General features: G+C 36.8%; 26 protein-coding genes. 9 read left to right on the forward strand and 17 right to left on the reverse strand.

From position 1 onward, the window contains the following. Nucleotides 1-2: 2 nt before the first annotated feature. The gene (gene fbaA, locus CYP43_RS06970; RefSeq protein ID WP_103583009.1) at nt 3-1,067 is read right to left on the reverse strand and encodes a class II fructose-bisphosphate aldolase; all 1,065 of its coding nucleotides are present in this window, start codon (nt 1,065-1,067) and stop codon (nt 3-5) included. A gap of 15 nt (nt 1,068-1,082) precedes the next feature. Next, a complete protein-coding gene (locus CYP43_RS06975; protein ID WP_103583010.1) occupies nt 1,083-1,901 on the reverse strand; it encodes a peptidylprolyl isomerase in 819 nt (272 codons plus the stop codon). Between the two features lie 96 nt (nt 1,902-1,997). Here CYP43_RS06975 and nth point away from each other — a divergent pair, with 96 nt between their 5' ends. Continuing rightward, nucleotides 1,998-2,630, forward strand: a complete 633-nt coding sequence (gene nth / locus CYP43_RS06980) for an endonuclease III (protein ID WP_103583011.1) — start codon at nt 1,998-2,000, stop codon at nt 2,628-2,630. Here the strand turns inward: nth and dsbD are convergent. Then, nucleotides 2,623-4,353 (reverse strand): protein-disulfide reductase DsbD, encoded by a 1,731-nt coding sequence (gene dsbD, locus CYP43_RS06985; RefSeq protein WP_103583012.1) that lies wholly within the window; start codon nt 4,351-4,353, stop codon nt 2,623-2,625. The genes nth and dsbD overlap by 8 nt on opposite strands. A gap of 105 nt (nt 4,354-4,458) precedes the next feature. Here dsbD and ppk2 point away from each other — a divergent pair, with 105 nt between their 5' ends. Beyond that, nucleotides 4,459-5,268: a polyphosphate kinase 2 gene (gene ppk2, locus CYP43_RS06990; RefSeq protein WP_021091543.1), complete on the forward strand. Its 810-nt coding sequence runs from the start codon at nt 4,459-4,461 to the stop codon at nt 5,266-5,268. Nucleotides 5,269-5,319: 51 nt separating this feature from the next. Here the strand turns inward: ppk2 and CYP43_RS06995 are convergent, their stop codons facing one another. From CYP43_RS06995 to CYP43_RS07010, 4 genes are all read right to left on the reverse strand, one after another. Then, nucleotides 5,320-5,751 (reverse strand): trehalose-6-phosphate synthase, encoded by a 432-nt coding sequence (locus tag CYP43_RS06995; protein ID WP_103583013.1) that lies wholly within the window; start codon nt 5,749-5,751, stop codon nt 5,320-5,322. A 125-nt stretch (nt 5,752-5,876) separates the two neighbouring features. After that, nucleotides 5,877-7,751, reverse strand: a complete 1,875-nt coding sequence (gene dnaK, locus CYP43_RS07000) for a molecular chaperone DnaK (protein WP_103583014.1) — start codon at nt 7,749-7,751, stop codon at nt 5,877-5,879. Nucleotides 7,752-7,784: 33 nt separating this feature from the next. Then, complete coding sequence (gene grpE / locus CYP43_RS07005; RefSeq protein WP_103583015.1) at nt 7,785-8,327, reverse strand: nucleotide exchange factor GrpE; 543 nt, start codon at nt 8,325-8,327, stop codon at nt 7,785-7,787. Then, nucleotides 8,324-9,118, reverse strand: a complete 795-nt coding sequence (locus tag CYP43_RS07010; protein WP_103583049.1) for an HrcA family transcriptional regulator — start codon at nt 9,116-9,118, stop codon at nt 8,324-8,326. Before CYP43_RS07010 ends, grpE begins: the two co-directional genes overlap by 4 nt. Nucleotides 9,119-9,465: 347 nt before the next feature. Here CYP43_RS07010 and CYP43_RS07015 point away from each other — a divergent pair, with 347 nt between their 5' ends. Then, complete coding sequence (locus tag CYP43_RS07015) at nt 9,466-9,711, forward strand: DNA-binding protein (protein ID WP_072594609.1); 246 nt, start codon at nt 9,466-9,468, stop codon at nt 9,709-9,711. Beyond that, entirely contained in the window at nt 9,712-9,885 is a 174-nt protein-coding gene (locus CYP43_RS09525; RefSeq protein WP_021091517.1) for a hypothetical protein, read from the forward strand. 105 nt (nt 9,886-9,990) lie between these two features. Here CYP43_RS09525 and kdsB read toward each other — a convergent pair whose 3' ends face one another. Genes kdsB through CYP43_RS07045 form a run of 6 tightly spaced genes read right to left on the reverse strand, consistent with a single transcriptional unit; the run spans nt 9,991 to nt 15,317 of the window. Continuing rightward, entirely contained in the window at nt 9,991-10,704 is a 714-nt protein-coding gene (gene kdsB / locus CYP43_RS07020; protein ID WP_103583016.1) for a 3-deoxy-manno-octulosonate cytidylyltransferase, read from the reverse strand. After that, entirely contained in the window at nt 10,701-12,164 is a 1,464-nt protein-coding gene (thrC, locus tag CYP43_RS07025) for a threonine synthase (RefSeq protein WP_103583017.1), read from the reverse strand. Before thrC ends, kdsB begins: the two co-directional genes overlap by 4 nt. Beyond that, nucleotides 12,161-12,475, reverse strand: coding sequence for a divalent cation tolerance protein CutA (gene cutA, locus CYP43_RS09895; protein ID WP_103583018.1), 315 nt, complete (start codon nt 12,473-12,475; stop codon nt 12,161-12,163). Before cutA ends, thrC begins: the two co-directional genes overlap by 4 nt. Before the next feature lie 50 nt (nt 12,476-12,525). Further along, a complete protein-coding gene (locus tag CYP43_RS07035; protein WP_103583019.1) occupies nt 12,526-13,446 on the reverse strand; it encodes a tetraacyldisaccharide 4'-kinase in 921 nt (306 codons plus the stop codon). Then, entirely contained in the window at nt 13,439-14,569 is a 1,131-nt protein-coding gene (locus CYP43_RS07040) for a DegT/DnrJ/EryC1/StrS family aminotransferase (protein ID WP_103583020.1), read from the reverse strand. Before CYP43_RS07040 ends, CYP43_RS07035 begins: the two co-directional genes overlap by 8 nt. Nucleotides 14,570-14,579: 10 nt before the next feature. Next, on the reverse strand, nt 14,580-15,317 hold the full coding sequence (locus CYP43_RS07045) for an NAD+ synthase (RefSeq protein ID WP_103580590.1): 738 nt from the start codon (nt 15,315-15,317) through the stop codon (nt 14,580-14,582). 120 nt (nt 15,318-15,437) lie between these two features. Between CYP43_RS07045 and CYP43_RS07050 the strand changes: the two genes are divergently transcribed. Continuing rightward, nucleotides 15,438-16,040: an MBL fold metallo-hydrolase gene (locus tag CYP43_RS07050; RefSeq protein ID WP_103583021.1), complete on the forward strand. Its 603-nt coding sequence runs from the start codon at nt 15,438-15,440 to the stop codon at nt 16,038-16,040. Nucleotides 16,041-16,216: 176 nt separating this feature from the next. Here CYP43_RS07050 and CYP43_RS07055 read toward each other — a convergent pair whose 3' ends face one another. From CYP43_RS07055 to CYP43_RS09530, 4 genes are all read right to left on the reverse strand, one after another. Further along, the gene (locus CYP43_RS07055; RefSeq protein ID WP_103583022.1) at nt 16,217-17,455 is read right to left on the reverse strand and encodes a porin; all 1,239 of its coding nucleotides are present in this window, start codon (nt 17,453-17,455) and stop codon (nt 16,217-16,219) included. A 187-nt stretch (nt 17,456-17,642) separates the two neighbouring features. Then, on the reverse strand, nt 17,643-18,176 hold the full coding sequence (locus tag CYP43_RS07060; protein ID WP_103583023.1) for a thioesterase: 534 nt from the start codon (nt 18,174-18,176) through the stop codon (nt 17,643-17,645). 8 nt (nt 18,177-18,184) lie between these two features. Further along, nucleotides 18,185-19,054 carry a tRNA 5-methoxyuridine(34)/uridine 5-oxyacetic acid(34) synthase CmoB gene (gene cmoB, locus CYP43_RS07065; RefSeq protein ID WP_258032185.1) on the reverse strand — a complete coding sequence of 290 codons (870 nt, stop codon included), beginning with the start codon at nt 19,052-19,054 and terminating at the stop codon, nt 18,185-18,187. Between the two features lies 1 nt (nt 19,055). Then, nucleotides 19,056-19,223, reverse strand: a complete 168-nt coding sequence (locus CYP43_RS09530) for a hypothetical protein (protein ID WP_002942642.1) — start codon at nt 19,221-19,223, stop codon at nt 19,056-19,058. Nucleotides 19,224-19,315: 92 nt separating this feature from the next. Between CYP43_RS09530 and CYP43_RS07070 the strand changes: the two genes are divergently transcribed. From CYP43_RS07070 to CYP43_RS07085, 4 genes are read left to right on the forward strand one after another with little or no spacing between them, the layout of a single operon-like run. Further along, entirely contained in the window at nt 19,316-20,395 is a 1,080-nt protein-coding gene (locus CYP43_RS07070) for a transglutaminase-like domain-containing protein (RefSeq protein WP_103583025.1), read from the forward strand. Further along, nucleotides 20,392-20,715, forward strand: a complete 324-nt coding sequence (locus tag CYP43_RS07075; RefSeq protein WP_103583026.1) for an aryl sulfotransferase — start codon at nt 20,392-20,394, stop codon at nt 20,713-20,715. The genes CYP43_RS07070 and CYP43_RS07075 overlap by 4 nt, the downstream gene beginning before the upstream one ends. Continuing rightward, complete coding sequence (locus tag CYP43_RS07080) at nt 20,708-20,965, forward strand: heavy-metal-associated domain-containing protein (RefSeq protein ID WP_054196909.1); 258 nt, start codon at nt 20,708-20,710, stop codon at nt 20,963-20,965. Before CYP43_RS07075 ends, CYP43_RS07080 begins: the two co-directional genes overlap by 8 nt. A gap of 16 nt (nt 20,966-20,981) precedes the next feature. After that, nucleotides 20,982-22,271, forward strand: a complete 1,290-nt coding sequence (locus CYP43_RS07085; protein ID WP_103583027.1) for a M28 family peptidase — start codon at nt 20,982-20,984, stop codon at nt 22,269-22,271. Nucleotides 22,272-22,316 lie beyond the last annotated feature (45 nt).

Genomic DNA, 22,316 nt, shown 5'->3' on the forward strand with positions numbered 1-22,316 from the left:
GATTAGTTCCTATTTAGGCAGTTTAAGTCGCTAAAAGCAGTCTGAAGACGCTTAACCATGCTCTCCTCGCCACTTCTTAGCCATTTCCTTGGGTCGTAGTATTTTTTATTTGGCTTATCATCGCCCTCTGGATTGCCGATCTGACCTTGTAAGTATGCTCTATTTTTAGCCTCATACTCACGCACGCCGTCCCAGAAAGCCCACTGAGTATCGGTGTCAATGTTCATCTTGATAACACCGTAGCTTACAGCATTTTTGATATCTTTTAGCTCGCTGCCACTACCGCCATGAAATACAAAATTTACTGGCTTGTCGCTTTTTGTATTAAATTTCTTTGCCACATAGGCTTGTGAGTTTTTAAGAATTTCTGGTCTTAGCACGACATTACCTGGTTTATAAACGCCGTGGACATTACCAAAACTAGCTGCAATGCTAAATTTATCGCTTATCTTGCTTAGTCTTTCATAGGCAAGTGCGACATCCTCTGGCTGAGTGTAAAGAAGCGCATTATCAACGCTTGTATTATCTACGCCATCTTCTTCGCCACCAGTGACGCCAAGCTCGATCTCAAGGCTGATGCCAAGCTCGCTAAGCTCTTTTAGATACTTCTCGCATGTACTTAAATTTTCATTAAGACTCTCTTCACTAAGGTCGAGCATGTGAGAGCTAAAGAGTGGTACGCCGTGAGTTTTTTTATACTCATGACTTGCTTTTACTAGCTCATCTATCCAAGGCAAAAGCTTTCTAGCAGCGTGGTCTGTGTGCAAAATGACTGGCACGCCATAAGCCTTGGCTAGTAAATGAACATGCTTTGCTCCAGCGATCGCACCAAGAACGGCTGCATTTTCGCAGGCTTTACCAGCGTAAAAACCTGCACCGCCATTACTAAACTGAACGATAACAGGCGAGTTAGCAACCTTTGCCGCTTCTAAAACAGCATTTACTGAGTCGCTACCTACGACATTTACAGCAGGTATTGCAAAACCTTGCTCTTTGGCATAAGCATAAAGTTTTGTTACATCATCTCCGCTTAAAACACCAGGTTTTACGATATCTAAAACGCCCATTTTATCCTCCAAATTTTACTTATATTCTATCTTTGCTTTTTGGCGTAGAGCTTCACTTTTTTGTCTAACAGCAGCTTGGAATTTCTCCATTTTTACAGCTTGCTCAATCTCTGGTTTTGCCTGCTCAAAGCTTACAGTGCCAGCAGCTTTGCCATCTTCTTTTAAGATAACATGGTATCCAAACTGAGTCTTAACTGGTTTTGTTGAAACTGTGCCATTTGCCATTGAAAATGCTGCATCTGCAAAAGGTTTTACCATTTGGCTTTGACCAAACCAGCCAAGCTCGCCGCCGTGTGCTGCTGAGCCTTTGTCGATTGATTTTTGGCTTGCTAACTCTGCAAATTTCTTTGTTAATGCCTCGCCTTTTAAATTTTTAAGTTGAGCGATGATGTCATTTGCTGTTTTTTCATCTTCAACTAAGATATGTCTCGCTCTTGCTTGAGCTGGTTGGTTCATGCTAGCTTTGTTTTTGTTGTAAAAATCTTTTAGTTCGTTATCACTTACTTTTATACCGTCAAAAAGCTTTCTCATATAAAGCTCAACCGCGATGCCTTCTTGCGCTGCTTTTACAGCTTTGATGTACTCTACATCTTTTTCGATACCGCTAGACTTAGCATCTTTTAAAAGAAGTTTTCTATTTATTAGATCGTCGATTATACGTTTTTTCTCATTTGGTTGAAGCTTGCTAGCGTCAAATCCTGGCATAGCTGCTGATAAAAGGCTTGAAATATCGCTATCACTTATAGCATCACCATCAACTGTTGCAACTACTGCTGCATTTAGAGTAACAGCTGCCGCTAAACTTAAAACTGCTGGAAACAAAAATTTTTTCATATAAATCCTTTAAAAAAATTGATTTTATGGGCAGGATTATATCAAATAAAGCGATAACTTTTCATTTAACTTAAGAAAATAAGGTAAAATACGAAAATGAGAACAAAAAAAAATATTTTAGAGATAAAAAGAAGGCTCCTAGAAGAGTTTAAAGACGCCAAAAGCGAGCTTAAATTTAGAAATTTATATGAGCTACTTGTCTGCGTCATGCTCTCAGCCCAGTGTACTGATAAAAGAGTAAATTTAATAACTCCAGCCTTATTTGAAGCGTATAAAGACGTCTATGAGCTAGCTAGCGCAAATTTAGCAAGTCTAAAACTCATGATAAACTCGTGCAGCTTTTTTAATAACAAGGCGGTAAATTTAATCAAAATGGCAAACAGCGTGGTTGAGCTTTATAATGGAGAAATCCCGCTTGATGAAGAGAAGCTAAAAGCGCTTGCTGGAGTTGGACAAAAGACCGCCCATGTCGTGCTTTTAGAAGCTACAAATGCAAATGTTATGGCTGTTGATACGCACGTTTTTAGAGTAGCGCATAGACTTGATCTTAGCCATGCAAAAACGCCAGAAGCCACTGAAGCTGATCTTAGCCATGCCTTTAAAACAGATCTTGGCAAGCTTCATCAAGCCATGGTGCTCTTTGGACGTTACACCTGTAAAGCCAAAAAACCGCTTTGCCATGAGTGTATTTTAAATGATCTTTGTAACAGCAAGGACAAGATTATTTAATTTTTTCAAGCTTTGCTAGAAAATTTTTAGCATCTATAAAGCCGATAGTTCTAAGAAATTTTAGCTCGTTGCCACCATTAAATAGTAAGAGCGCAGGCGGATCAATAAGCCCAAAATTTCTTAGCATCTCATCATTTTGTGATCCACCATTTGTTACATCGATACGAATAAGTGCAAAATTTGCCAAAGCATTCATAACGTCAATATCTTTAAAAGTGATCTTTTCTATCTCTTTGCAGCTTACACACCAATCAGCATAAAAATCTACTAAAACGGGTTTGGTTGAGTTTTTTATTATCTCATTTAGTTCATCTAAATTTTTAACGGAATTAAATTTTAACGCACTATCACTTTTTACCAAATTTAGTCCAGAAAGCGGAGAAAAAGCCTCCTTTGAGCCTAAAAATGAACCAACTATTAGCATAACTGAATATATAAAAACTAGGATAAAAAACGCTTTTTTAAACTTAGTCCAGCTTTGCTCTGCTACTTCAAATGCCCCAAAATAAACTGCCATAAAAACACCTATAATGCCATATCCTAATAGCTCAAAAAATTCTCCGAGCACACGCGAAAGGATCCAAATCGCCATTATGAGCATTAAAAAACCAAAGAATTTTTTCACTTCGTCCATCCAACTACCAGGTTTTGGCAAGAGCTTTCCAGAGCTTAGCCCGATAATAAGTAGCGGCACGCCCATGCCAAGCCCCATGACAAAAAGCATAATGCCACCATAAAAGATATTTCCACTTTGGGCAATATAAAGAAGTGCGCCAGCTAATGGTGCTGCTACACAAGGCGATACGATGAGAGCTGAGGCAAAGCCCATAATAAAAATTCCAACATAGCCTGAACTATTTTGCGATTTTTTACTTATCAAATTTTCAAATTTTGCTGGCAATTTTATATCATAAAATCCAAACATACTAAAGCTTAAAATGACAAAAATGGCCGCAAAAGTGCCAAGTACATAGATATTTTGCAAAGCTCCTGCGATACCAAAGCCAAGTAGGCTAGCTGCCACTCCAGCTAGTGCGTAAGCTAGGCTCATCGCGACAACATAGATAAATGATAGTAAAAAGCCTTTTTTTGCATTTAAATTAGCACCTTTTGAGACGATTATGCTTGAAAGTATCGGTATCATCGGGAAGACGCAAGGTGTTAGTGAAAGCAAGAGACCATAACCAAAAAAAGTAAGAAGTGAGATAAAAAAATTTTTATCTCCAAGCCCATTTGCAATATCTTGCTCGCTAGAAAATTCTTCAGCAAGAATGTCGGTATCGTTTTTTTGCTCTTTTTTAAAAGTGGCGATGCTAAATTTTCCAGCTTGGTCAGTTATCTCATAAATTTTACTTTGCGGACGATAGCAAATGCCGTTTTTAGCACAGCCTTGATAGTTAATGTCAAGTATTGCTTTGCCATTTGAAAGATTTTCTTTTACTAAATTTAATGGGATAAAAATCGAAAAATCTTTTGGATAAATTTCATATTCTCCCGTATTTTCACTACTTGGCAAATTTAATAGCTCATTTATCTTTTTGCCAGCTAGCTTAATCTCAAAACTCTCTTTATAAAGATAGATATTTTCACCAAAGTTAAACTTCACTTCAACATTTTGACTATCAACGCTTGGGGTTAAAACAAAGGCTTTGCTAACATCTAAAACCTCGGCAAAAAGCGAGCCTGCAAATAAAATAATCGAAAAAAGAAATTTTAAAAACATACTAATCCTTACTAAATTAAAAAAGATGATTTTAGTCTAAATTCTTAAATTTATTCTATTTTATTGTAAAATCGTGAAAGTATGTGAAATTTTAAAGGAGCAAAGATGTCAAAAGACAAAAAACACCAAAAAAGTGAGAAACTTGGCTATGAGGAAGAGCTTAGACTACTTCAAATTGAACTTTTAAAATTTCAAAATTACGTAAAAGAAAAAGGCCTTAGAGTACTTATGTTAATGGAAGGGCGCGACGCAGCCGGTAAAGGAGGAACGATAAAACGCCTAACTGAGCATCTAAATCCAAGAGGTTGCCGTATAGTAGCGCTTGCTAAGCCAAGTGATGTCGAAAAAACGCAGTGGTATTTTCAAAGATATGTGACTCATCTGCCAAGTGCTGGAGAGATCGTGATCTTTGATAGAAGTTGGTACAATAGAGCTGGTGTTGAGCCAGTGATGGGCTTTTGCACGCAAGAAGAGCATAAGGAATTTTTACGTGAAGTGCCAAAATTTGAAGAGATGATCATAAACTCTGGCATAATTTTCTTTAAAATTTATCTTTCAATCACAAAAGATGAGCAGAAAAAACGCTTCAAAGAGAGGCAAAATGATCCGTTAAAGCAATTTAAAATTTCACCCGTTGATCAAAAAGCACAAGAGCTTTGGGATCAATACTCTATCGCCAAATACTCAATGCTTCTTGCCTCTCACAATAGCATTTCGCCATGGGTCATTGTCTCAAGCGATAACAAAAAAGAAGCTAGGCTAAATGTCTTTAAATTTATCCTAAGTCACGTTGAATATCCAAAAAAGATAAATGACTACTTGGAATTTGACAAAAACGTCGTAAGAGACGGAAGTGAAGAGATAAAACGCATAGAAGAAGGGCTAAATAAAGATAAGTTAAAGAGTATCGATTAAAGAATTTTTAACTTCTAGCTGGCGATTTGCTTAGATTTGTTAGCTAAATTTTTAAGCCCACCACATTACTTTTGCCAAAATGACCATTATCAGGCAAAGCACTAGAGCTATTAAATGTGAAAATTTACCAAATGGATCAGGCTTTTTTAAAATAACGACATTAAAAACAGATATAAAAGTTACAAGGCACATTATAAGTAAAACAAAAATTTTTACAAGCAGTAGCTTTTGAAAGTTGCTTTGCCACCAGCCAAGCTCGCCTCCAAAATAGTCTTTTGCCATATAAGCGCCACTTATTAAAAGCAATAAAAATGCCGTACCAAAAACCTTTGCACTACCTTTTGTATAGGCTTTTTTAACTATTTCAAGGGTTTTGACATCAACCGTTTTTTTAGCAAACGGATATATGCAAACATCGAAAAATACATATCCTATAAATACAATGGCACAAATTAAATGAGTAATCAAAAAAAATAAATACATTTTTCGCCTTTTTGTTTGGCATTATATAAATTTTAACTATTTAAACTGCTTATTTTGAATCAATTTTAAGAATTTATGAAGATAATTTTATAAAAGAGCAAGGCAAGCGCCCTGCTCTAGGAGTTTTACTCGACTTCAGCGTCTATAACGTTGTCGTCTTTTTTATTATTTCCGCCGTTTGCTCCAGCGTTTTCATCTTTTTTATACATAGCTTCTGCTAGTTTGTGGCTGGCCTTGCTTAGAGCTTCTACTTTTGCATCGATTTGCTCTTTTGAAGAATTTTCATCTTTTAAGACCTCTTTTAGATCATTTAACGCAGCTTCGATGTTGTTTCTATCCTCAGCTGGAACTTTCTCGCCAAGCTCACTCATGCTCTTTTCAGTTTGATGAACTAGTGCATCAGCTTGGTTTCTAGCTTCAACTGCGTCTTTACGTTTTTTGTCCTCTTCTTTATGAAGCTCAGCATCTTTTACCATGTTGTTTATCTCTTCTTCGCTTAAGCCGCTTGATCCAGAGATGGTGATATTTTGAGCTTTGCCAGTTGCTTTATCTTTTGCTGAAACAGTTAAAATTCCGTTTGCGTCAATGTCAAACTCAACTTCTATTTGAGGAACACCTCTTGGAGCTGCTGGGATACCTTCAAGATTGAAATTTCCAAGTGATTTATTATCCCTTGCAAACTCACGCTCGCCTTGTAAAACCATGATAGTAACGGCACTTTGGTTATCTTCAGCAGTTGAGAAGACTTGGCTTTTCTTAGTTGGTATGGTTGTGCCTTTTTCGATGATCTTTGTCATCACGCCGCCAAGTGTTTCGATACCAAGGCTAAGTGGAGTAACGTCAAGAAGTAGCACGTCTTTAACGTCGCCTTTTATAACCGCACCTTGGATCGCAGCACCGATAGCCACGACTTCATCTGGGTTTACACTCTTATTTAGCTCTTTACCAAATGCCTTTTTAACCTCTTCTTGAACTAGTGGCACACGAGTTGAACCACCGACCATTACGACCTCTTTGATGTCGCTTTTATTTAAACCAGCGTCTTTTGTTACCTCGTTTATCTTAGTGATAGTCTCGCCCACAAGTGAGTCGATCATGCCCTCAAATTTAGCACGAGTTAGCTTTTTAACAAGGTGTTTTGGACCAGTTGCATCAGCTGTGATAAATGGTAAATTTATCTCAGTCTCTTGAGCTGAGCTTAGCTCTTTTTTAGCATTTTCAGCAGCTTCTTTTAAGCGTTGAAGTGCCATGATATCGCCTTTTAGATCGATGCCATTTTCATTTTTAAACTCGCTTACTAGCCAGTCAATTATCTTGTTATCAAAGTCATCACCGCCCAAGAATGCGTTACCGCCAGTTGCCAAAACTTCAACGATATTATCACCAGTCTCTAGTACTGTAACGTCGAATGTACCACCACCTAGGTCGTAAACTAAAATTTTCTCAGCCTCTTTTTTATCAAGACCATAAGCAAGTGCTGCAGCTGTTGGCTCGTTGATGATACGAAGTACGTTTAGTCCTGCGATCGTTCCAGCCTCTTTTGTGGCCTTTCTTTGACTATCGTTAAAGTAAGCTGGCACAGTAATAACCGCATCTGTTACCTTCTCTCCAAGATATGCTTCAGCGTCTTCTTTTAGTTTGATAAGAATTTTTGCTGAAATTTCTTGTGGAGTGTAAACCTTGCCAGCGATCTCAACTGCGCAAGCACCATTTCTGTCTACAACGTGATATGGCAAGCGGCTTTTTGCCTCTTCAGCATTTTTTTCATTGCTCATCAAACCCATGATACGTTTGATAGAATATATCGTTTTTTCAGGGTTTGTAACTGCTTGACGTTTTGCAACGTCACCTACTAAAATTTCACCCTTGTCTGTGAAAGCAACAACTGATGGAGTCGTGTTTTTACCCTCTTTGTTTGGGATAACCTTGCTCTCGCCGCGCTCAAAAACGCTCACACAAGAGTTTGTTGTACCTAAGTCTATACCTATAACTTTTGACATATTTTTCCTTTTTATTAGATTTATTTTTTAAATTTAGTTTGCTACACTGACCATAGCTGGGCGTAAAACCCTACCATTTATCATATAGCCTTTTTGCAAAGCTTGTACGATTTGACCACTCTGCTTCTCCTCGCTATCGACCCTTAAAACAGCATTATGCACGCTTGGATCAAACTCAGTATCAGTTGGTATCTCGCTTACGCCATGCTTTACAAAGCATTTTTTAAACTGATTTATAGTTATCAAAATGCCCTCTTTGATCTTTTTAGCAAATTCATCATCTTCTGGATCAAAATTTGCAGCGATCTCAAGAGCATCGATGACTGGCAGCAAGTCCCTAGCAAATTTCTCATTTGCATAGTTTGCAACGTCCGTTTTCTCTTTTTCATAACGCTTTTTGATATTTTCAAACTCAGCATTTGCTCTATAATATTTATCAGTTATTTCTCCGAGCTCTTTTTCAAGTTTTTCAACCTTAGAAATATCGCCAAGTGCGTCCAAATTTACGCTATCACTAGCTAGTTCTTGCACAGGCTCAACCTCAGGTAGGTTTTGCTCTTTTACCTCTTCGCTCACGCAGCCTCCTTTATTAGATTTATAAATTTTACATAGTCAGTATAAATACTGCCAGCACAGATCATCTGTGCTTCGTTACCAAGATAGTTTGCGCTAAATTTGAGCCCCATAAAATTTTCATCAAACATAGGAGAAAATGTAAGTTTTTCATCCATTTGCAGACTAAAACTTGGGTCAAAAACCATCTTAAAACGTCTATCCTTAAACATATCAAAGGCTAAAATTTCATTTTCTTGGAAGTAAATTTTAGTCCTTTTAAGCTCTCTTATTTTGCTTTTCAGTTCACTTAAACCAACTTGAGAGCAGATAAGCTCAAGCTTGTTTAAACCAACTCCTACAAGATTACTTAAAAATTTATACATCCTGGCATCAAATTTAATAACGATCTCATCTTCACCAAAATTTAAGATCATATATCTATCATTTAAATTTAAAATTTCTAGCAATTCATTATCAATTGTGCCAAAAATCATACAATAAAGCTCAAATTCATCGCATAACTTTTTCAGTTCTTCGGCATCATTTATCTCTAAATTTATATCGCTTATAGCAAAAATTTCACTCCAATATCTTCTCATCGCAGCAATTGTCGGTATCCGACCGCCACTAATGTGGAGCTTTGTAATCTCGCCCTCATCTGAAAGCTTTTTGAAATAAACGCGTATCGTAGAAGCCGGAATAGCCGCGCTCATACGAGAGCCAAGCTCGTTTGAACCAATAGGCATATTATCTTGTAAATAAGCCTCGATGATAGAATTTAGTATCAAATCACGTTTATTTGTTTTACTCACTTTTAGCACTCTTTCTTTTTAATTGCTAAGTGGATTATACAACTTTAGTTTATCAATGTCAAGTATTTAAGTTAAAATAATTTATTTATATATATTTAGTCTATATAACTAAGCTTTTTTAATATTAATTGCATAAGCCTTTCCGAAAATAAAATTACAAAAAAACAATTAAACAAACTTAAAAATTTTTATATTACCTCTATGTTCTAATATTTTTATACGTTTTTACGTATTAATATAATGTTTTATAGTATAATATATAATATATTTTAATTTATTTATACGTATTACTATTATTTATATATTATTTTATGTATATTTAATAAAATAATCCGTATAATACTTTAATGATTGAAACAAGTGATATATTTAATTTGCTTCATAATGCAGTTGAGGCAAAAAATATCGGTAAGAAAATTTCACAAGCAAAAATGGCAGAAGAGCTTGGTGTACCAATGAGAACATATCAAGATTGGAGGCTTGGCAACTCAAAGCCGCAAGCTGCTGCTGCGGTTTGTAAATTGCTTTGTGAGCTTGACGACGATGAAATATTATTTGTTATCAATAAGATGAGAAAGTTGTTAGGAAAATAGATGGAAAATTTGACACAAAAAGAGAGAATCGACCTTGAGAGCGTGTTCGCAGCTATCTGCACTAAGAAAGAGCCTAAATTTTTAGGTTTCTATAAAGACTTCTACTCGAGTGCAATTTTAAAATTTTACGTAGTTAAAGACAGAATTAAAAAAATAAAAATCAAGAAAAATTAGTTTTATATTATTTGAGTAGAAAAATATTTTTTGCTGCATTTAAAGATTAATAATTTAGATAAATTCTCCTTAAATATTGACTCTATTTAAAGAGAATTTGCCGACTTATTTCTTGCCAAATTTAGCTAGCGCTCTTTGGTAGTCCTCTTCACTATCGATGCCGATACTTTGGCTCTCAACTTCTAGCATCGCTATCTTTTTACCATTTTCTAAAGCACGAAGCTGCTCGAGCTTTTCGGTATTTTCAAGGCTTGAAGCAGCAAGAACGCAAAACTCTTTTAGGCTCTTTACGCTGTATCCGTAAATGCCAAGGTGAGCCTTATAACTTTTACACTCGCTTCTGTTAAATGGTATCCTAGATCTTGAAAAGTAAAGTGCATAGCCTTCAAAATCAGTCACTACTTTGACTAAATTTTTATCATCTGCAAACTCATCGTCCATCTTTTTATAGCAAGAAAACATAAAGGCTTTTTCTTTGTTTTGCTCGCAAAATGCCCTAAATTTAGCGATATTTTCAGGCTCGATAAATGGCTCATCAGCCTGAACATTTATGATGATCTCGCTCTCATTTAGCCCCAGAATTTGCGTTGCTTCGTTTATCCTGTCAGTGCCACTTTGATGATCTTTGCTAGTTAGCACCGCTTTTATACCGTGAGCTTTGGCGATATCCAGCACACTTTGCTCATCCACCGCAACCACCACATTATCCACACCACTTACTCTAAGAGCCGTTGCCACAAACATTGGCACGCCATTTATCTCTTTTAAAATTTTGTTACTAAACCTTGTTGAGGCAAGGCGGGCTGGTATAATTATCATCGCTCGATCCATTCTAGGACGCACTTTTCGATCTCGTCCTCTTTTATGATATTTTTGTGTAAAATTTTCGCGCTAAATAGCGAATTTATTGAACTTGGTACGCTGTCATTTAAGATTTTAGCGGTCTTTGCCAGCGCATCTTTTTCATCTTTTGTATCTTTGATCTGGCACGCTTTGATCATGCTTGGCGTAAATTTCACCCAATGTGCAGTCGATGTTATGACGTTTATGCAGCTAGCATCCACCATCTTAAAGCAAGTAGCTGTATGCGGATCGATCGCGTAGCCGTCCTTTGCGAGCTTTGCAATGTATGCCTCGCACTCTTTATCTTCGCACCAGCTAGCCTCAAAGTCCTCTTTTAGCGCTTCAAGCTCTTGCTTACTAAGGTTATAAAATTTATTTTTAGCTAGGCTTTGCATGAGTTCATTGGTTCTAACGCTACCAAATTTATCAAACAGCAAGCGCTCGACGTTTGAGCTGATCAATATATCCATTGCTGGGCTTATCGTCTTAACCAGCTTTTTATCTCTTAAGTCATAAACGCCGGTGGTGAAAAACTGCGTCAAGATGTTGTTTGCATTTGAGGCGATCTTGATCTTGCCGATCTTTGCGCCCATTTTTTTAGCGTAATACGCCCCAAGAGCGTTGCCAAAATTTCCGCTTGGCACGATAATGTCAAAGCTCTCGTTTGCCTTAAGCGCCTTTTGTTTTAACAAATTTGCGTAAGCGTAGGCGTGGTAGATGATCTGAAAGAGAATTCTGCCAAAATTTACCGAGTTTGCCGCGCTTAGTTTAAGGCGCTTTTTCTTAAGCTCGGCCTTAAATTTATCATTTGCAAGCAGCGTTTTTAGCGCTCTTTGAGCGTCGTCAAAGTCACCTTTTATGCCAAAAACCTTTAAATTTTCACCCTGCATGGTCTGCATTTGCAGCTTTTGAACCTCGCTCGTGCCGCCATCTGGATAGAGGCAGACGACCTTGATATTTTCATCGTTTGCAAAGGTTTGAAGTGTCGCAGGGCCCGTGTCACCGCTAGTTGCGCACATAATAAGATATCTTTCGCCTCTCTCTTTTGCTAGCTGGCTAAGCAGCGAGCCAAAGGGCTGAAGCGCCATATCCTTAAATGCCCTAGTTGGGCCGTGATAGAGCTCATTTACGTATAAATTTTTATCTATTTTTTTAAAAATGACTGGATGCTTTGGATCGTCAAAACTCGCGTATCTCTTAACCGCCTTTTTGAAAAACGCCTCTGGCACATCAAATTTAAATAGTGATATGATATAAAGTGCGAGTTTCTCGTAGCTTAATTGTGAGAGCTCTTGCCACTTTGATTTTGTTATTTTTGGAAGCTTTTTTGGCGCGTAAAGTCCGCCGTGAGCAGAGCTTGGGCTAAGCATAGCTGTGCTTAAATTTACATTTTTTATCTTTTCATCTTTTACACTTCTTGTCGGTGTTAGTCTCATTTTTTGCCTTTTTTGGTTGATTTTTTTATCCAAGTTTCATACTTTTTAAATACCTCTTTTGGCTTAAGTGCCAAGATTTCTGGGGTTTCGTAGCTGTGGTGCTTTCTTATAAATTTAGCTACTTTTTTAAATTTCGCGTCCGTTTTTATGAGTAAAATTTGCTCTTTTTCACCAAAAAGCTCCTTTTGCCAAAGATAAATGCTTTTTGTGCTAAAGCTACTCACACAAGCTGCAAGGTTTTTTTTTACGAGCTTTTTACTTAGTTTTTTTGCCTCTTTTTTCTTTGCGACCGAGGTGATTAAAATTCTCATTTTGATCTAAATTTTCCTTTAAGAAAGTGGCTCATTATAACAAACTGGGCTTAAATTTGTCGCTCTAAAACCTTTTTAAACTCTTCACTTAGCGTAACTTCAAGCGTTATAAGCGATACTCTCAGCCCAAAGTCCTTTGCCTTTACATAGTCCTTTTGCGTCATCAAAAGCGAGGCTGCATCATATCTTTTTAAAATCTCTTCTAACTCATCTTTTGAAAAATCATAATGGTCAGGGAAAAAGACCTGTCCCACACACTCGCTAAAAAACGCTTCAAGGCGGGCTGGGTTTGCTATGGCGGTAACTAGAACCATTTTTTCACTTTTATTTAAAATTTCACTCTTTCTGAAATGAGTTTGCCCTTCGATCGCCACAAAATCAGCAAATTTATAAAAGCTAAATGGATATCTATAAGCCCCGCTTGGTAAGCAAAATTTTAGTCTTGGCTCTGGGTTTGGGCGTACTAGAATGTCAAATTTGACTATGTCGAATTTAGAAAATCCGTCATCCAGTAAGATATACTTTGCACCTTGCTCTTTGGCATATTTTATAGCTACTTTCCTATCTTCGCTTACTATCACATTTGCGTTTTTAAGACTTGTGGCATATATCATCGCCTCATCGCCACTTGCTGTTACGTCAAGTAAAATTTCGCCATTTCGAGCGACAACTTGCATGCCTTTGCTTTTTCTTTTATAGCCTCTAAGAATGATAAAAGCGCCCTCGTAATTTTTAGCAATTGCCACGCAAAGTGGAGTCTTCCCGCTTCCTCCTAGAGTTAAATTTCCAACGCTTATTACCTTTATGCCAAAGTCTATTTTTCTAGCAGTAAATTTCTTAAGAACAACAATAAGAAAATAGATAAAACTTAATGGCAAAAGTAAAAATGCTAGTAAAATTTGAAAGAAATTTGGGCGAAAAAAATATTCATTCGCCCAAGTATGCAAGAAAATATTTAATTTCTTAAACACGAGTTTTAGAAATTTCTTTTACTTTGTTGCAGATGTATTGCACTTCTTCATCGCTCAGACTATGATAAATAGGCAATGACAACACTTGCTGATAATTTTTTAAAGCATTTGGAAAATCATTTACTTTAAGCGAGTATTTGTTTTTATAATAACTTAGTAAATGTATCGGTATGTAGTGCAATGATGTGTGAATTCCGTGCTCCAAAAGCTCTCTAGCAAAGCCGTCACGATTTTTATTTATCTTAATAATATACTGAGTATAAATGTGCTCGCGTTTCTTAACAGGGATTGTTATATTGTGGCACTCACCAAGCTCTTTATCATAAATTTTTGCGATCTCTTGTCTTCTTTGTATGAGCTTATCTGTTCTTTCTAGCTGCGCAATAGAAAATGCTGCATTTATCGAGTTTATATCATACTTTAAGCCAATATCAACGACATCATAAATATAACTCAAGCTACCAAATTTATCAATGCCATTTACAAGAGCATAGTTGCGAAGTAGTTTTGCTCTTTTATAAATTTCCTCATCATTTGTCGTAAAAAATCCAACCGTTGATATAGGATTTTGTACACGCGAATGTGTCTGAAAGCATGACAAAAAGGAGTCTGAACCAACTTTTTTACCATTGTATGTTAGTCCCATACCACGATTTGCATCATCTAAAATTTTTACACCGTATTTCTCACAAACCGCCGTTATCTCATCCATCCTAGCACTTTGACCTGCGATATGAGAGATAAAAGCACATTTTAATTTTTTGTGATTTTGCTCTTTTAGCACTTTCTCAAGAGCGTCCGGGCAGATGTTAAAATCTTCTTCATCAACATCCACAAAAATAGGTTCAGCATCAAAATGTCTAACAGCTTGTGCAATGCTAGGAAAAGCATTTATGGAGCAAATAACCTTATCTCCGCGTTTAGTGTCAAGCGCGCTTAGTGCCAAGTGATGTGCGGCTGCGATATTATTTGTGGTAACTACAAATTTTGCACCAAAATACTCTTTTAACTTCTCTTCAAATCTAGCAACGATATTAGTAGTATTTTCAGAGTGCAAAGCCTCTTCAATAAGCTCACTTTCACGCTCAGTGATAGTTGGTCTATAAAACGGAATCTCTCTCATCTTTAATCCTTTAAATTTTCACTATCAACGGCATTTGTCGTTTAAACCTGTTTGAAACAACTCTATTTTCTATATCCGATACTGCTTTTAATCCAAACTTTTTGATGACTTGCTCCTTGTTATTTTCTAAATTTTCTAAAATCTCATCAATAACAGCATAACTGTAACCTATGTCACCTTCGTCACTTTGACCATCCCACAAATCAGCCGAAGGTGCTTTGTTGATAAAATTTTTATCAACCCCAAGATGTTTTGCAAATTCAAAAATTTCACTTTTGTAAAGCTCTCCGATAGGATTTATTGCACATGCTAAATCCCCAAATATCGTACCATATCCAAGCATAAGCTCACTTTTGTTGCTTGTTCCGATAACTAGAGCGTTTATACTAGATGAATAATCATAAAGCAAGCTCATTCTAACTCTAGCTGCTAAATTCCCTTTTCTTAAATTGCTTAAATTTACATCTATCGTTTCGTAAAAGGCATTTAAAATACCCTCTATGGATAAAACCTTATATTTTATATTTAGTTTTTCGCATAAATTTAAGGCATCGTCCATATTTTGTCTGTTTGATGATGCTGTTGGCATGATGAGTGCATGAGTTTCATTTGGTTTTGCTCTTGCACACAAAGTCGCTACCACAGCAGAATCAATACCTCCACTAACACCCAACAACAAATTTTTATCTTTAGTTTTATCTTTTAAGCTAAAAACTAAAGTTTCTTCGATCTTTTGATACTCCTTCATTCTTCCTTTGCCTAGATTTGCTTCCTTTTGCAAAAATTATACTAAGTAAATTTAAAATTTTTCTTTAAGTTTAAGTAAAAAGATGTAAAATTTTAAGAAATAATAAATTTAAGGTAAAAAATGAGAGTAATGCACAAAAGTTTTGGAGATTTTGGCACTAATTGTTACATCATTACAAAAAATAGCTCATCTATAGTGATAGATCCAGGAGACGGGGCAAAAGAATGGGTTTTACAAAATGCTAAAAATTTAAAAGCTATCCTTTGCACTCACGGGCATTTTGATCATATTTTTGATGCTGGTGAATTAAAAGATGAGCTAGAAGTTCCAGTTTATATTAACAAATTTGATGCTTTCATGTGTGAGAGTGATATTTTTGGTTATATGAAAAGTACTTTTACTCCAGATGTTTTGGTTGATAATGATGAAAATTTTAACGTTGATGATTTTTGTATTAAATTTCATCATTTTCCAGGACATACACCAGGCTGCTCGATGATAGAGATAGATGACGCGATGTTTAGTGGGGATTTTTTATTTAGAGGAAGCATAGGACGCTGGGATTTTCCTTTTTCAGACAAAAATGAAATGTTAAAAAGCCTAGAAAAGTGTAAAAATTTAAAAGGCAACTTCACACTTTATCCAGGACACGGAGAAAGTAGTACACTAGAGGTCGAGCAAAACGATATTGATTATTGGATAGGTATAGTAAAAAATAGCTAAAAATTTTGGTGGTATTAATTTCAAATTTCAAGGTTCTAGAATACACTTAATCACTATTAAAAATTTATATTTTTTATAAAGCTAAAAGTCAATCAAAAAGGGTAGAGAAATTTTATATGGGATCTATTTTAAATGTTTGAAAAGATCCGAGCGAAAACTCGCTCGGATATAATGTTTTAGAAGCTATATTTTGCTTCAAATCTAATACGATCTTGTTGGAATTTTACACCGTCTTTTCTATCTTTAGCAGCTGCATACCAAGAAAGGAATGTAAGTTTCTTGCTGTATTTGTAACTAGCATCAAGAGACCATTCGCTTCTTTTTGCTCTCTCTTTGCCAAGATCCCAGCTATAGCCTTTACCTTGAGTATATCCAGCACCAAAGCCAAATTTATCTATGTCATATCCAGCATTAACAAACCAGTAGTCGTTGTTGCCTTTGATGTTATTGTAATATTGTCTGCTACCACTCATTGCACCATTTAAGATCTTAGTTGGGTTGATTAGTTGACCATTTGATTCAATTGAAACAAATGACCATTTATTATTATCTTTGTTTTTAGCATCAAAGTCTAAGTAGCCAGCGTTAAGTTTAGTACCAAATAGTTTTGTGCCAGCTTGGATAGCCCAGAAATTTGCATCGGCTACATCTTTGTGATCTGAGTCGTTATGGACAAATTGACCTTTTAGGTTTAGGTTTACATCATCAGTTACATTAAAGCTAACACCAGCTTCAGCACCATAGAGTGTTGCTATCTCTTGAAGGTTAGCAATTGCAGCCTTAAATGATACTGGATCATAGCTACCAGCTGCACCTAAATAGTAAAGGTTACCTGGAGCATCATTAAATTTACTACCGTCTTTGCCTTCTACTATTCTGCCAACCAAAGGACCATCATTATCTTGGTCACTTGCTAAAGCATCATAAGCAGCAGCAGTCAAAGTAAGGCCTGGTATATCAGTACTTACTACTTTTAGACCAGTACCGGCTAGCTCGCCATCATCATAGAAAGTTTTGATAAGTTGTTTGCCTGCTGTAATAGTAGTGTCAGATACTTTGTATCCTAGATACATCTCATATACACCAAAAGAATTTGTTGTATTTGTTTTATCTGTACCAGTTGCTACTTTATCGCCTGAATCATCAGTAGCAGCATATCTTAGTGTCAATACACCAAAGAAATTATCATCAATAGCGGCTTTAAATGATGTTTGCATTCTAAAAGCATGGCCTGCAGTATTACCTTTTACAGTATCAGCTGTAGTTTTCTTAGTACTATCATTTGTATAACGATATCTTGCAAATCCTGAAAGATCTACATTTTTTATAGCTTCTTCAAGTGGAGTTGCACTTGCAACGCTTGAAAATGCACCTAAAACAACCAAAGCAGCTAAGCTAACTTTTGTAATTTTCATCTAAATCTTCTTTTGATAAAAAGTTTTGAAAGGGCATTATCATAGAAAATTAATTTTATTGCTTAATTTTCCTTAAAATTTTAAAAAATGTTACCAATTATTTACCAAAATAGGATAATGAGATAAAGATTGTCTTTTTAAAATTTCGTTTTATTTGGGATTAAAAATCAAAAATTTTTACTTACTTTTAGCTATTAGCCTTAGCTTCTTCTTGCTCTTTTTTTTGCCTTACAGCAGCTTCTTTTTGGATATTTTTTTGTTGAGCCAAGAAGATATGCTCTTCAAGTGTGACAAGTTGGAATATTCCTTCAAAGATTTTTATATCTTTAACGTATCCAAACACTTTTACTTCCCGTTTTCTACTCTCTTCAAATCTTGCTTGAGCGTCAAATTCCACCACGTCACCAAGCTTTAGCGGTCCAAAGAAATTTATCCTAGCCCCGATACTAACGCAAAATTCTTCATTAATGGCTAAAAGCGCGGCATGATTTGCGCCCATAAAAATAAACCCACTATGAATAAGCCCCTCAGTATCGCACACCATATCATCTGTAGTAAAAAACCTAGTCTTTGCGTGATTTTTTTCAAGTAAAAATGCCGTTCCGCTAAAATTTAGCTTTGTAAGTGGAGCGGTTTTGATCTCATTTCTTAATGGGTTTTCATCTTCTGGTAAGATTATTTGCGATTCGTCTTTTACATCATAGATATTTTCTTCTGCCATTTTTATCCTTAAATTTTAACTCTAACATATGCTCTTTTTGGAGCTGGGTAGCCCTCGATGGTCTTTGTATTATCGTCTGGATCTAAGAAATTTCCAAGACTCTCTCCATCTATCCACTGCGTTTTTCGCTGTTCGTTTGGATCAGTCGCCTTTGTATCAAGCAGGGTAAAATCCTTAAATTTAGCCCTCTCGCACCAGTTTTGAAGTGCCGAGAGTGTCGGTACAAAGTAGATATTTGGAATTTTTGAATACCTATCCTTTGGACTTAGCGCAAAGTCGCCATCCATATCTATATACATCGTGTCTAAAAATAGCTCGCCTCCAGGATTCAAAGCCATTTTTAGCTCTTTTAGCATCTTTATGGGATCGCTTCTGTGATATATCACGCCAAGGCAAAAAATGGTGTCAAATTTTACTCCAAACTCTGGCAAGCTCTCTACCCCAAGAAGCTCATAAGCGATATTTGAGCGGATAAATTTATTTAAAAAAGCAAACTGCAAATATGTATGCACGCTAGGATCAAAGCCAGTTATGCTTTTTGGGGCGTATTCAAGCATCTTAAACATATAATATCCATTGTTGCAACCCACATCAGCCACGCTTTTGCCAGCTAAATTTAGGTGGGAAGCTAGAATATTAAATTTAATAAAACTTTGCCACTCGCTATCTATATATATATCATCAAGCAAAAATGGCCCTTTTCGCCAAGGCTTTAGGCTAAGGGCGAGATCAAAAATTTCATCTTTTTTAGCTTGGTCTAAATTTTTAAATTTCACATTTACACTATCTTTTAGCTCAAGCTCGCAGTCAAAATTTGCTAAATTTTCTATCCTATTATAAATTTGCTTTTGCTGCTCGTTAAATTTGCTAAGATCCACGCTATTTCCAGTCGACGATGTTGTGCGGACACTCTTTTTGGTAGGTGCCAGTCGCGTCATAATACTCTTTACAATCATTATAATATTGAGTCGAAACTCCACGCTCGTTCATATAAAGACAACCATTGCAAAATAGCGCTATAAAGCCTAAAAATATAATCTTTTTCATGTGGCGGATTTTATCATAAATAAAAATTTTATGCTAGAATAGCAGGCAGTTTTAGAGCCAAGTTTGGCTAATATTAAGCAAAAAGGCATTTTATGCAAAGAAGAGATTTTTTTAAATTCAGTAGTTTTTTAGGTGCAGCGAGTCTGCTTCCAAGTGTCACTTTAGCTAAAGATGAGCCAGCAAGTCCAGTTGTCAAAAATTTCGATGTAAATTTTAAACACCAGCTGCTCGAAAAAGGCAAAAGCTCAAAAATTTGGTTACCACTCCCACTAAGCACCACTTATCAGCAACTAACCCAAGACTACGTCATAAACACAACCGCTAAAAACGTCTATATTTCAGATACGCTAATACCTACAATGTATGCTGATTTTGAAGAAAATGAGCCAAGACCTATCTTAAATGTGCAGTTTAAAATCCAAACAACAGAGCGCAACACTGACTTTAGCAAGGTAAATTACGATCCAAACGAGAAGGTAGATCCTGCTGTTTTGGAATTTTTAAAATCAACTTCACACATCCCAACTGACGGCGTCGTAAGAGCAAAGGCACTAGATATAGTTGGAAACTTAAAAGGTGACTTGGAACGTGCAAAAGCGATCTACACATGGGTTGCAAATACGATGCAGCGCGATAACAGCATCCTTGGATGTGGCACAGGCGATGTTAGAGCGATCCTGGAAAGTGGCAAGCTAGTTGGCAAATGCACCGACATAAACTCAGTTTTTGTGGGACTTTGCAGATCAGTTGGCATTCCAGCAAGAGAAATTTTTGGTATCAGAGTTGGCCAGTCTAGATTTTCAGATCAAATGGGTAGCGCAAAAGATGGCGTAGCTAAAATTTCAGGCGGACAACACTGCAGGGCTGAGTTTTATCTAAAAGGCTATGGTTGGATACCTGTTGATCCAGCAGACGTCACAAAGGTGAGACTGGGCGAGAAATTAACAAATGATGACGCTAAGATCGTAGCTGTTAGAGACTTTTGCTTTGGTAACTGGGAAATGTGCTGGATAGGCTTTAACTACGGCCGCGACTTTATCTTAAAGCCAACTCCAGAGCAAACTCCGCTAAATAACTTTGGCTATCCATACGCTGAAGTTGATGGCAACACACAAAACTACTATTCGCCAAAAGAATTTAGCTACAACTACGCCTCAACCGAGCTAAAATGAGAGCCTTTTGGCTGATACTAACATCCATAGGTAGTGCTATCGGCGCTACCTTGTGCTGCTTGCCAGCGCTTCTTTTTTTGCTTTTTGGCACTTCTTTTTCATTTCTTTCTTGGACGCAAAATTTATACGAGTACCGCATCACTTTAAGCGTTATAGCAGTCATTTGCTTTGTGATTTCAGGAATTGGTCTATTTTACAAGCCAAAAAGCTGCAACCTAAGCTATAAAAAGAAAAAATGGATACTTATATATATTCTTTTTGGAGTGATTTTGCTTTTACTTCTCACATACCCGGAGCTTTTAGGAGAAATTTATGCGTAAAATTTTAGTTTTAGCCCTTTTGGTGGCTGCAAGCTACGCTGATAAAAAGATAGAAATTTCCGTACCCAGCATGCACTGTCCGCTTTGCACGGCAATAGTAAGAAAGGCTGCTCTTAGCGTTGATGGCGTAAAAAAGGCAGATGTATCGCTAAAAGAGCGAAAAGCTGTTGTTATAGCAGATGACAAGGTCGATGAAAAAGAGCTTTTAAAGGCAGTCGATGCGACTGGCTATAAGGGCGAAATAAAATAAATCTACGGAGGCAAATATGTCAAATAGTGAAATTCTAACGAAATTTGAGACACTTGCGTCGATACCGCACTGCAGTTATGAGACTGATAAGATGCGTGATTTTCTAGCTAGCTATGCAAAAGATAAGGGCTGTGAGGTCGCAGTCGACAACTTTGGCAACATTCATGCGTTTAAAGGCAAGCCAAAAATTTGCTTGCAAAGCCACTACGACATGGTCTGCATGGGCGATGCTCCAAAGATCGAAATAGTTTACGGCGATGATGGCTACATGAGAGCTAAAAACTCATCTTTAGGTGCCGATAACGGCATCGGCGTGGCTATCATGATGCAGATGATAAGCGAATTTGATGACATTGAGTGCCTCTTTACAAACAACGAAGAAGTCGGCATGATCGGAGCCACTGGCTTTAGTGGCGATCTCAAAGCCGATAAGCTTTTAAATTTAGACAGCGAAGAAGACGACCGCGTCACTATCGGCTGCGCTGGCGGTGTAAATTTATTTGCCACTATCTCACTTAATAGCAAAAAAACAAAAGAGAGCACGCTTTATGAAATAAAAGTGAGCGGACTGCCTGGCGGACACTCTGGGAACGAGATACATAAAAATATCCCAAATGCGATCAAGATTTTGGCGGCATTTGTGACTAAAAATAGCTGTAAGCTTGTCAAATTTGAAGGTGGCGAGCGAAGCAACTCTATCCCAAGTGGCGCAACTGCACTGGTTTTAAGTGGTAAGGAGCTAAAGAGCGAGTGCGATAATTTAAGCGTGAAAAAGCTTGGCGCGGGGGATGAAATTTTAGAAAATGGCGAGAAAATTTTAGCTCTTATTAACTCATTTTCACAAGGCGTAAGAGCCTATAACTGCGAGCTAGGCATACCACAAGATAGCGTAAACCTCTCACTTGTAAAGATCAAAGATGATGGCACACTTGAAGTGGAATTTTTTGCTAGATCAATGAGCAAAGACGGGCTAAACAGGATGGAATTTGAAATTTCAGAGCTTGCAAAAGCGCTTGGCTTTAGCGTCATTGCAAAAGATAGAAATCCAGCATGGAAACCTATAAATGATCAATTTGCAAACGACATCCTAGAAGAGCTAAAAATTTATAAACCAGAAGCCAGGATAACAGCTGTGCATGCTGGACTTGAATGCGGCGTACTTTTAGAGAAAAAAGCGGGTCTTAGTGCTTGTTCGATAGGACCAAATATATACTCACCGCACTCTACAAGAGAACACTGCGAAGTTGAATCTGCGCTTTTTATAGAAAAAGTAGTTCGCGGTATCGTTAAAAAATACAACTCATAAAAAATAAAATTTGCTAGAAATTTCTAGCAAATTTTGGATTTTGAA

The organism is Campylobacter concisus, from assembly GCF_002913045.1.
In the GTDB taxonomy this organism is placed as follows: domain Bacteria; phylum Campylobacterota; class Campylobacteria; order Campylobacterales; family Campylobacteraceae; genus Campylobacter_A; species Campylobacter_A concisus_AP.

Bases quoted from the DNA above. Each gene is read 5' to 3' on its own strand.
- CYP43_RS07045 (WP_103580590.1), bottom strand. From the start codon at position 15,317: ATGAAGGAGTATCAAAAGATCGAAGAAACTTTAGTTTTTAGCTTAAAA.
- CYP43_RS07085 (WP_103583027.1), top strand. From the start codon at position 20,982: ATGTCAAATAGTGAAATTCTAACGAAATTTGAGACACTTGCGTCGATA.
- cutA (WP_103583018.1), bottom strand. From the start codon at position 12,475: ATGAGAATTTTAATCACCTCGGTCGCAAAGAAAAAAGAGGCAAAAAAA.
- thrC (WP_103583017.1), bottom strand. From the start codon at position 12,164: ATGAGACTAACACCGACAAGAAGTGTAAAAGATGAAAAGATAAAAAAT.
- dnaK (WP_103583014.1), bottom strand. From the start codon at position 7,751: ATGTCAAAAGTTATAGGTATAGACTTAGGTACAACAAACTCTTGTGTG.
- nth (WP_103583011.1), top strand. From the start codon at position 1,998: ATGAGAACAAAAAAAAATATTTTAGAGATAAAAAGAAGGCTCCTAGAA.
- dsbD (WP_103583012.1), bottom strand. From the start codon at position 4,353: ATGTTTTTAAAATTTCTTTTTTCGATTATTTTATTTGCAGGCTCGCTT.
- kdsB (WP_103583016.1), bottom strand. From the start codon at position 10,704: ATGATAATTATACCAGCCCGCCTTGCCTCAACAAGGTTTAGTAACAAA.
- CYP43_RS07075 (WP_103583026.1), top strand. From the start codon at position 20,392: ATGAGAGCCTTTTGGCTGATACTAACATCCATAGGTAGTGCTATCGGC.
- CYP43_RS06995 (WP_103583013.1), bottom strand. From the start codon at position 5,751: ATGTATTTATTTTTTTTGATTACTCATTTAATTTGTGCCATTGTATTT.
- fbaA (WP_103583009.1), bottom strand. From the start codon at position 1,067: ATGGGCGTTTTAGATATCGTAAAACCTGGTGTTTTAAGCGGAGATGAT.
- CYP43_RS06975 (WP_103583010.1), bottom strand. From the start codon at position 1,901: ATGAAAAAATTTTTGTTTCCAGCAGTTTTAAGTTTAGCGGCAGCTGTT.
- ppk2 (WP_021091543.1), top strand. From the start codon at position 4,459: ATGTCAAAAGACAAAAAACACCAAAAAAGTGAGAAACTTGGCTATGAG.
- CYP43_RS07055 (WP_103583022.1), bottom strand. From the start codon at position 17,455: ATGAAAATTACAAAAGTTAGCTTAGCTGCTTTGGTTGTTTTAGGTGCA.
- CYP43_RS07015 (WP_072594609.1), top strand. From the start codon at position 9,466: ATGATTGAAACAAGTGATATATTTAATTTGCTTCATAATGCAGTTGAG.
- CYP43_RS07080 (WP_054196909.1), top strand. From the start codon at position 20,708: ATGCGTAAAATTTTAGTTTTAGCCCTTTTGGTGGCTGCAAGCTACGCT.
- CYP43_RS07070 (WP_103583025.1), top strand. From the start codon at position 19,316: ATGCAAAGAAGAGATTTTTTTAAATTCAGTAGTTTTTTAGGTGCAGCG.
- CYP43_RS07060 (WP_103583023.1), bottom strand. From the start codon at position 18,176: ATGGCAGAAGAAAATATCTATGATGTAAAAGACGAATCGCAAATAATC.
- CYP43_RS09525 (WP_021091517.1), top strand. From the start codon at position 9,712: ATGGAAAATTTGACACAAAAAGAGAGAATCGACCTTGAGAGCGTGTTC.
- CYP43_RS07050 (WP_103583021.1), top strand. From the start codon at position 15,438: ATGAGAGTAATGCACAAAAGTTTTGGAGATTTTGGCACTAATTGTTAC.
- CYP43_RS07040 (WP_103583020.1), bottom strand. From the start codon at position 14,569: ATGAGAGAGATTCCGTTTTATAGACCAACTATCACTGAGCGTGAAAGT.
- CYP43_RS09530 (WP_002942642.1), bottom strand. From the start codon at position 19,223: ATGAAAAAGATTATATTTTTAGGCTTTATAGCGCTATTTTGCAATGGT.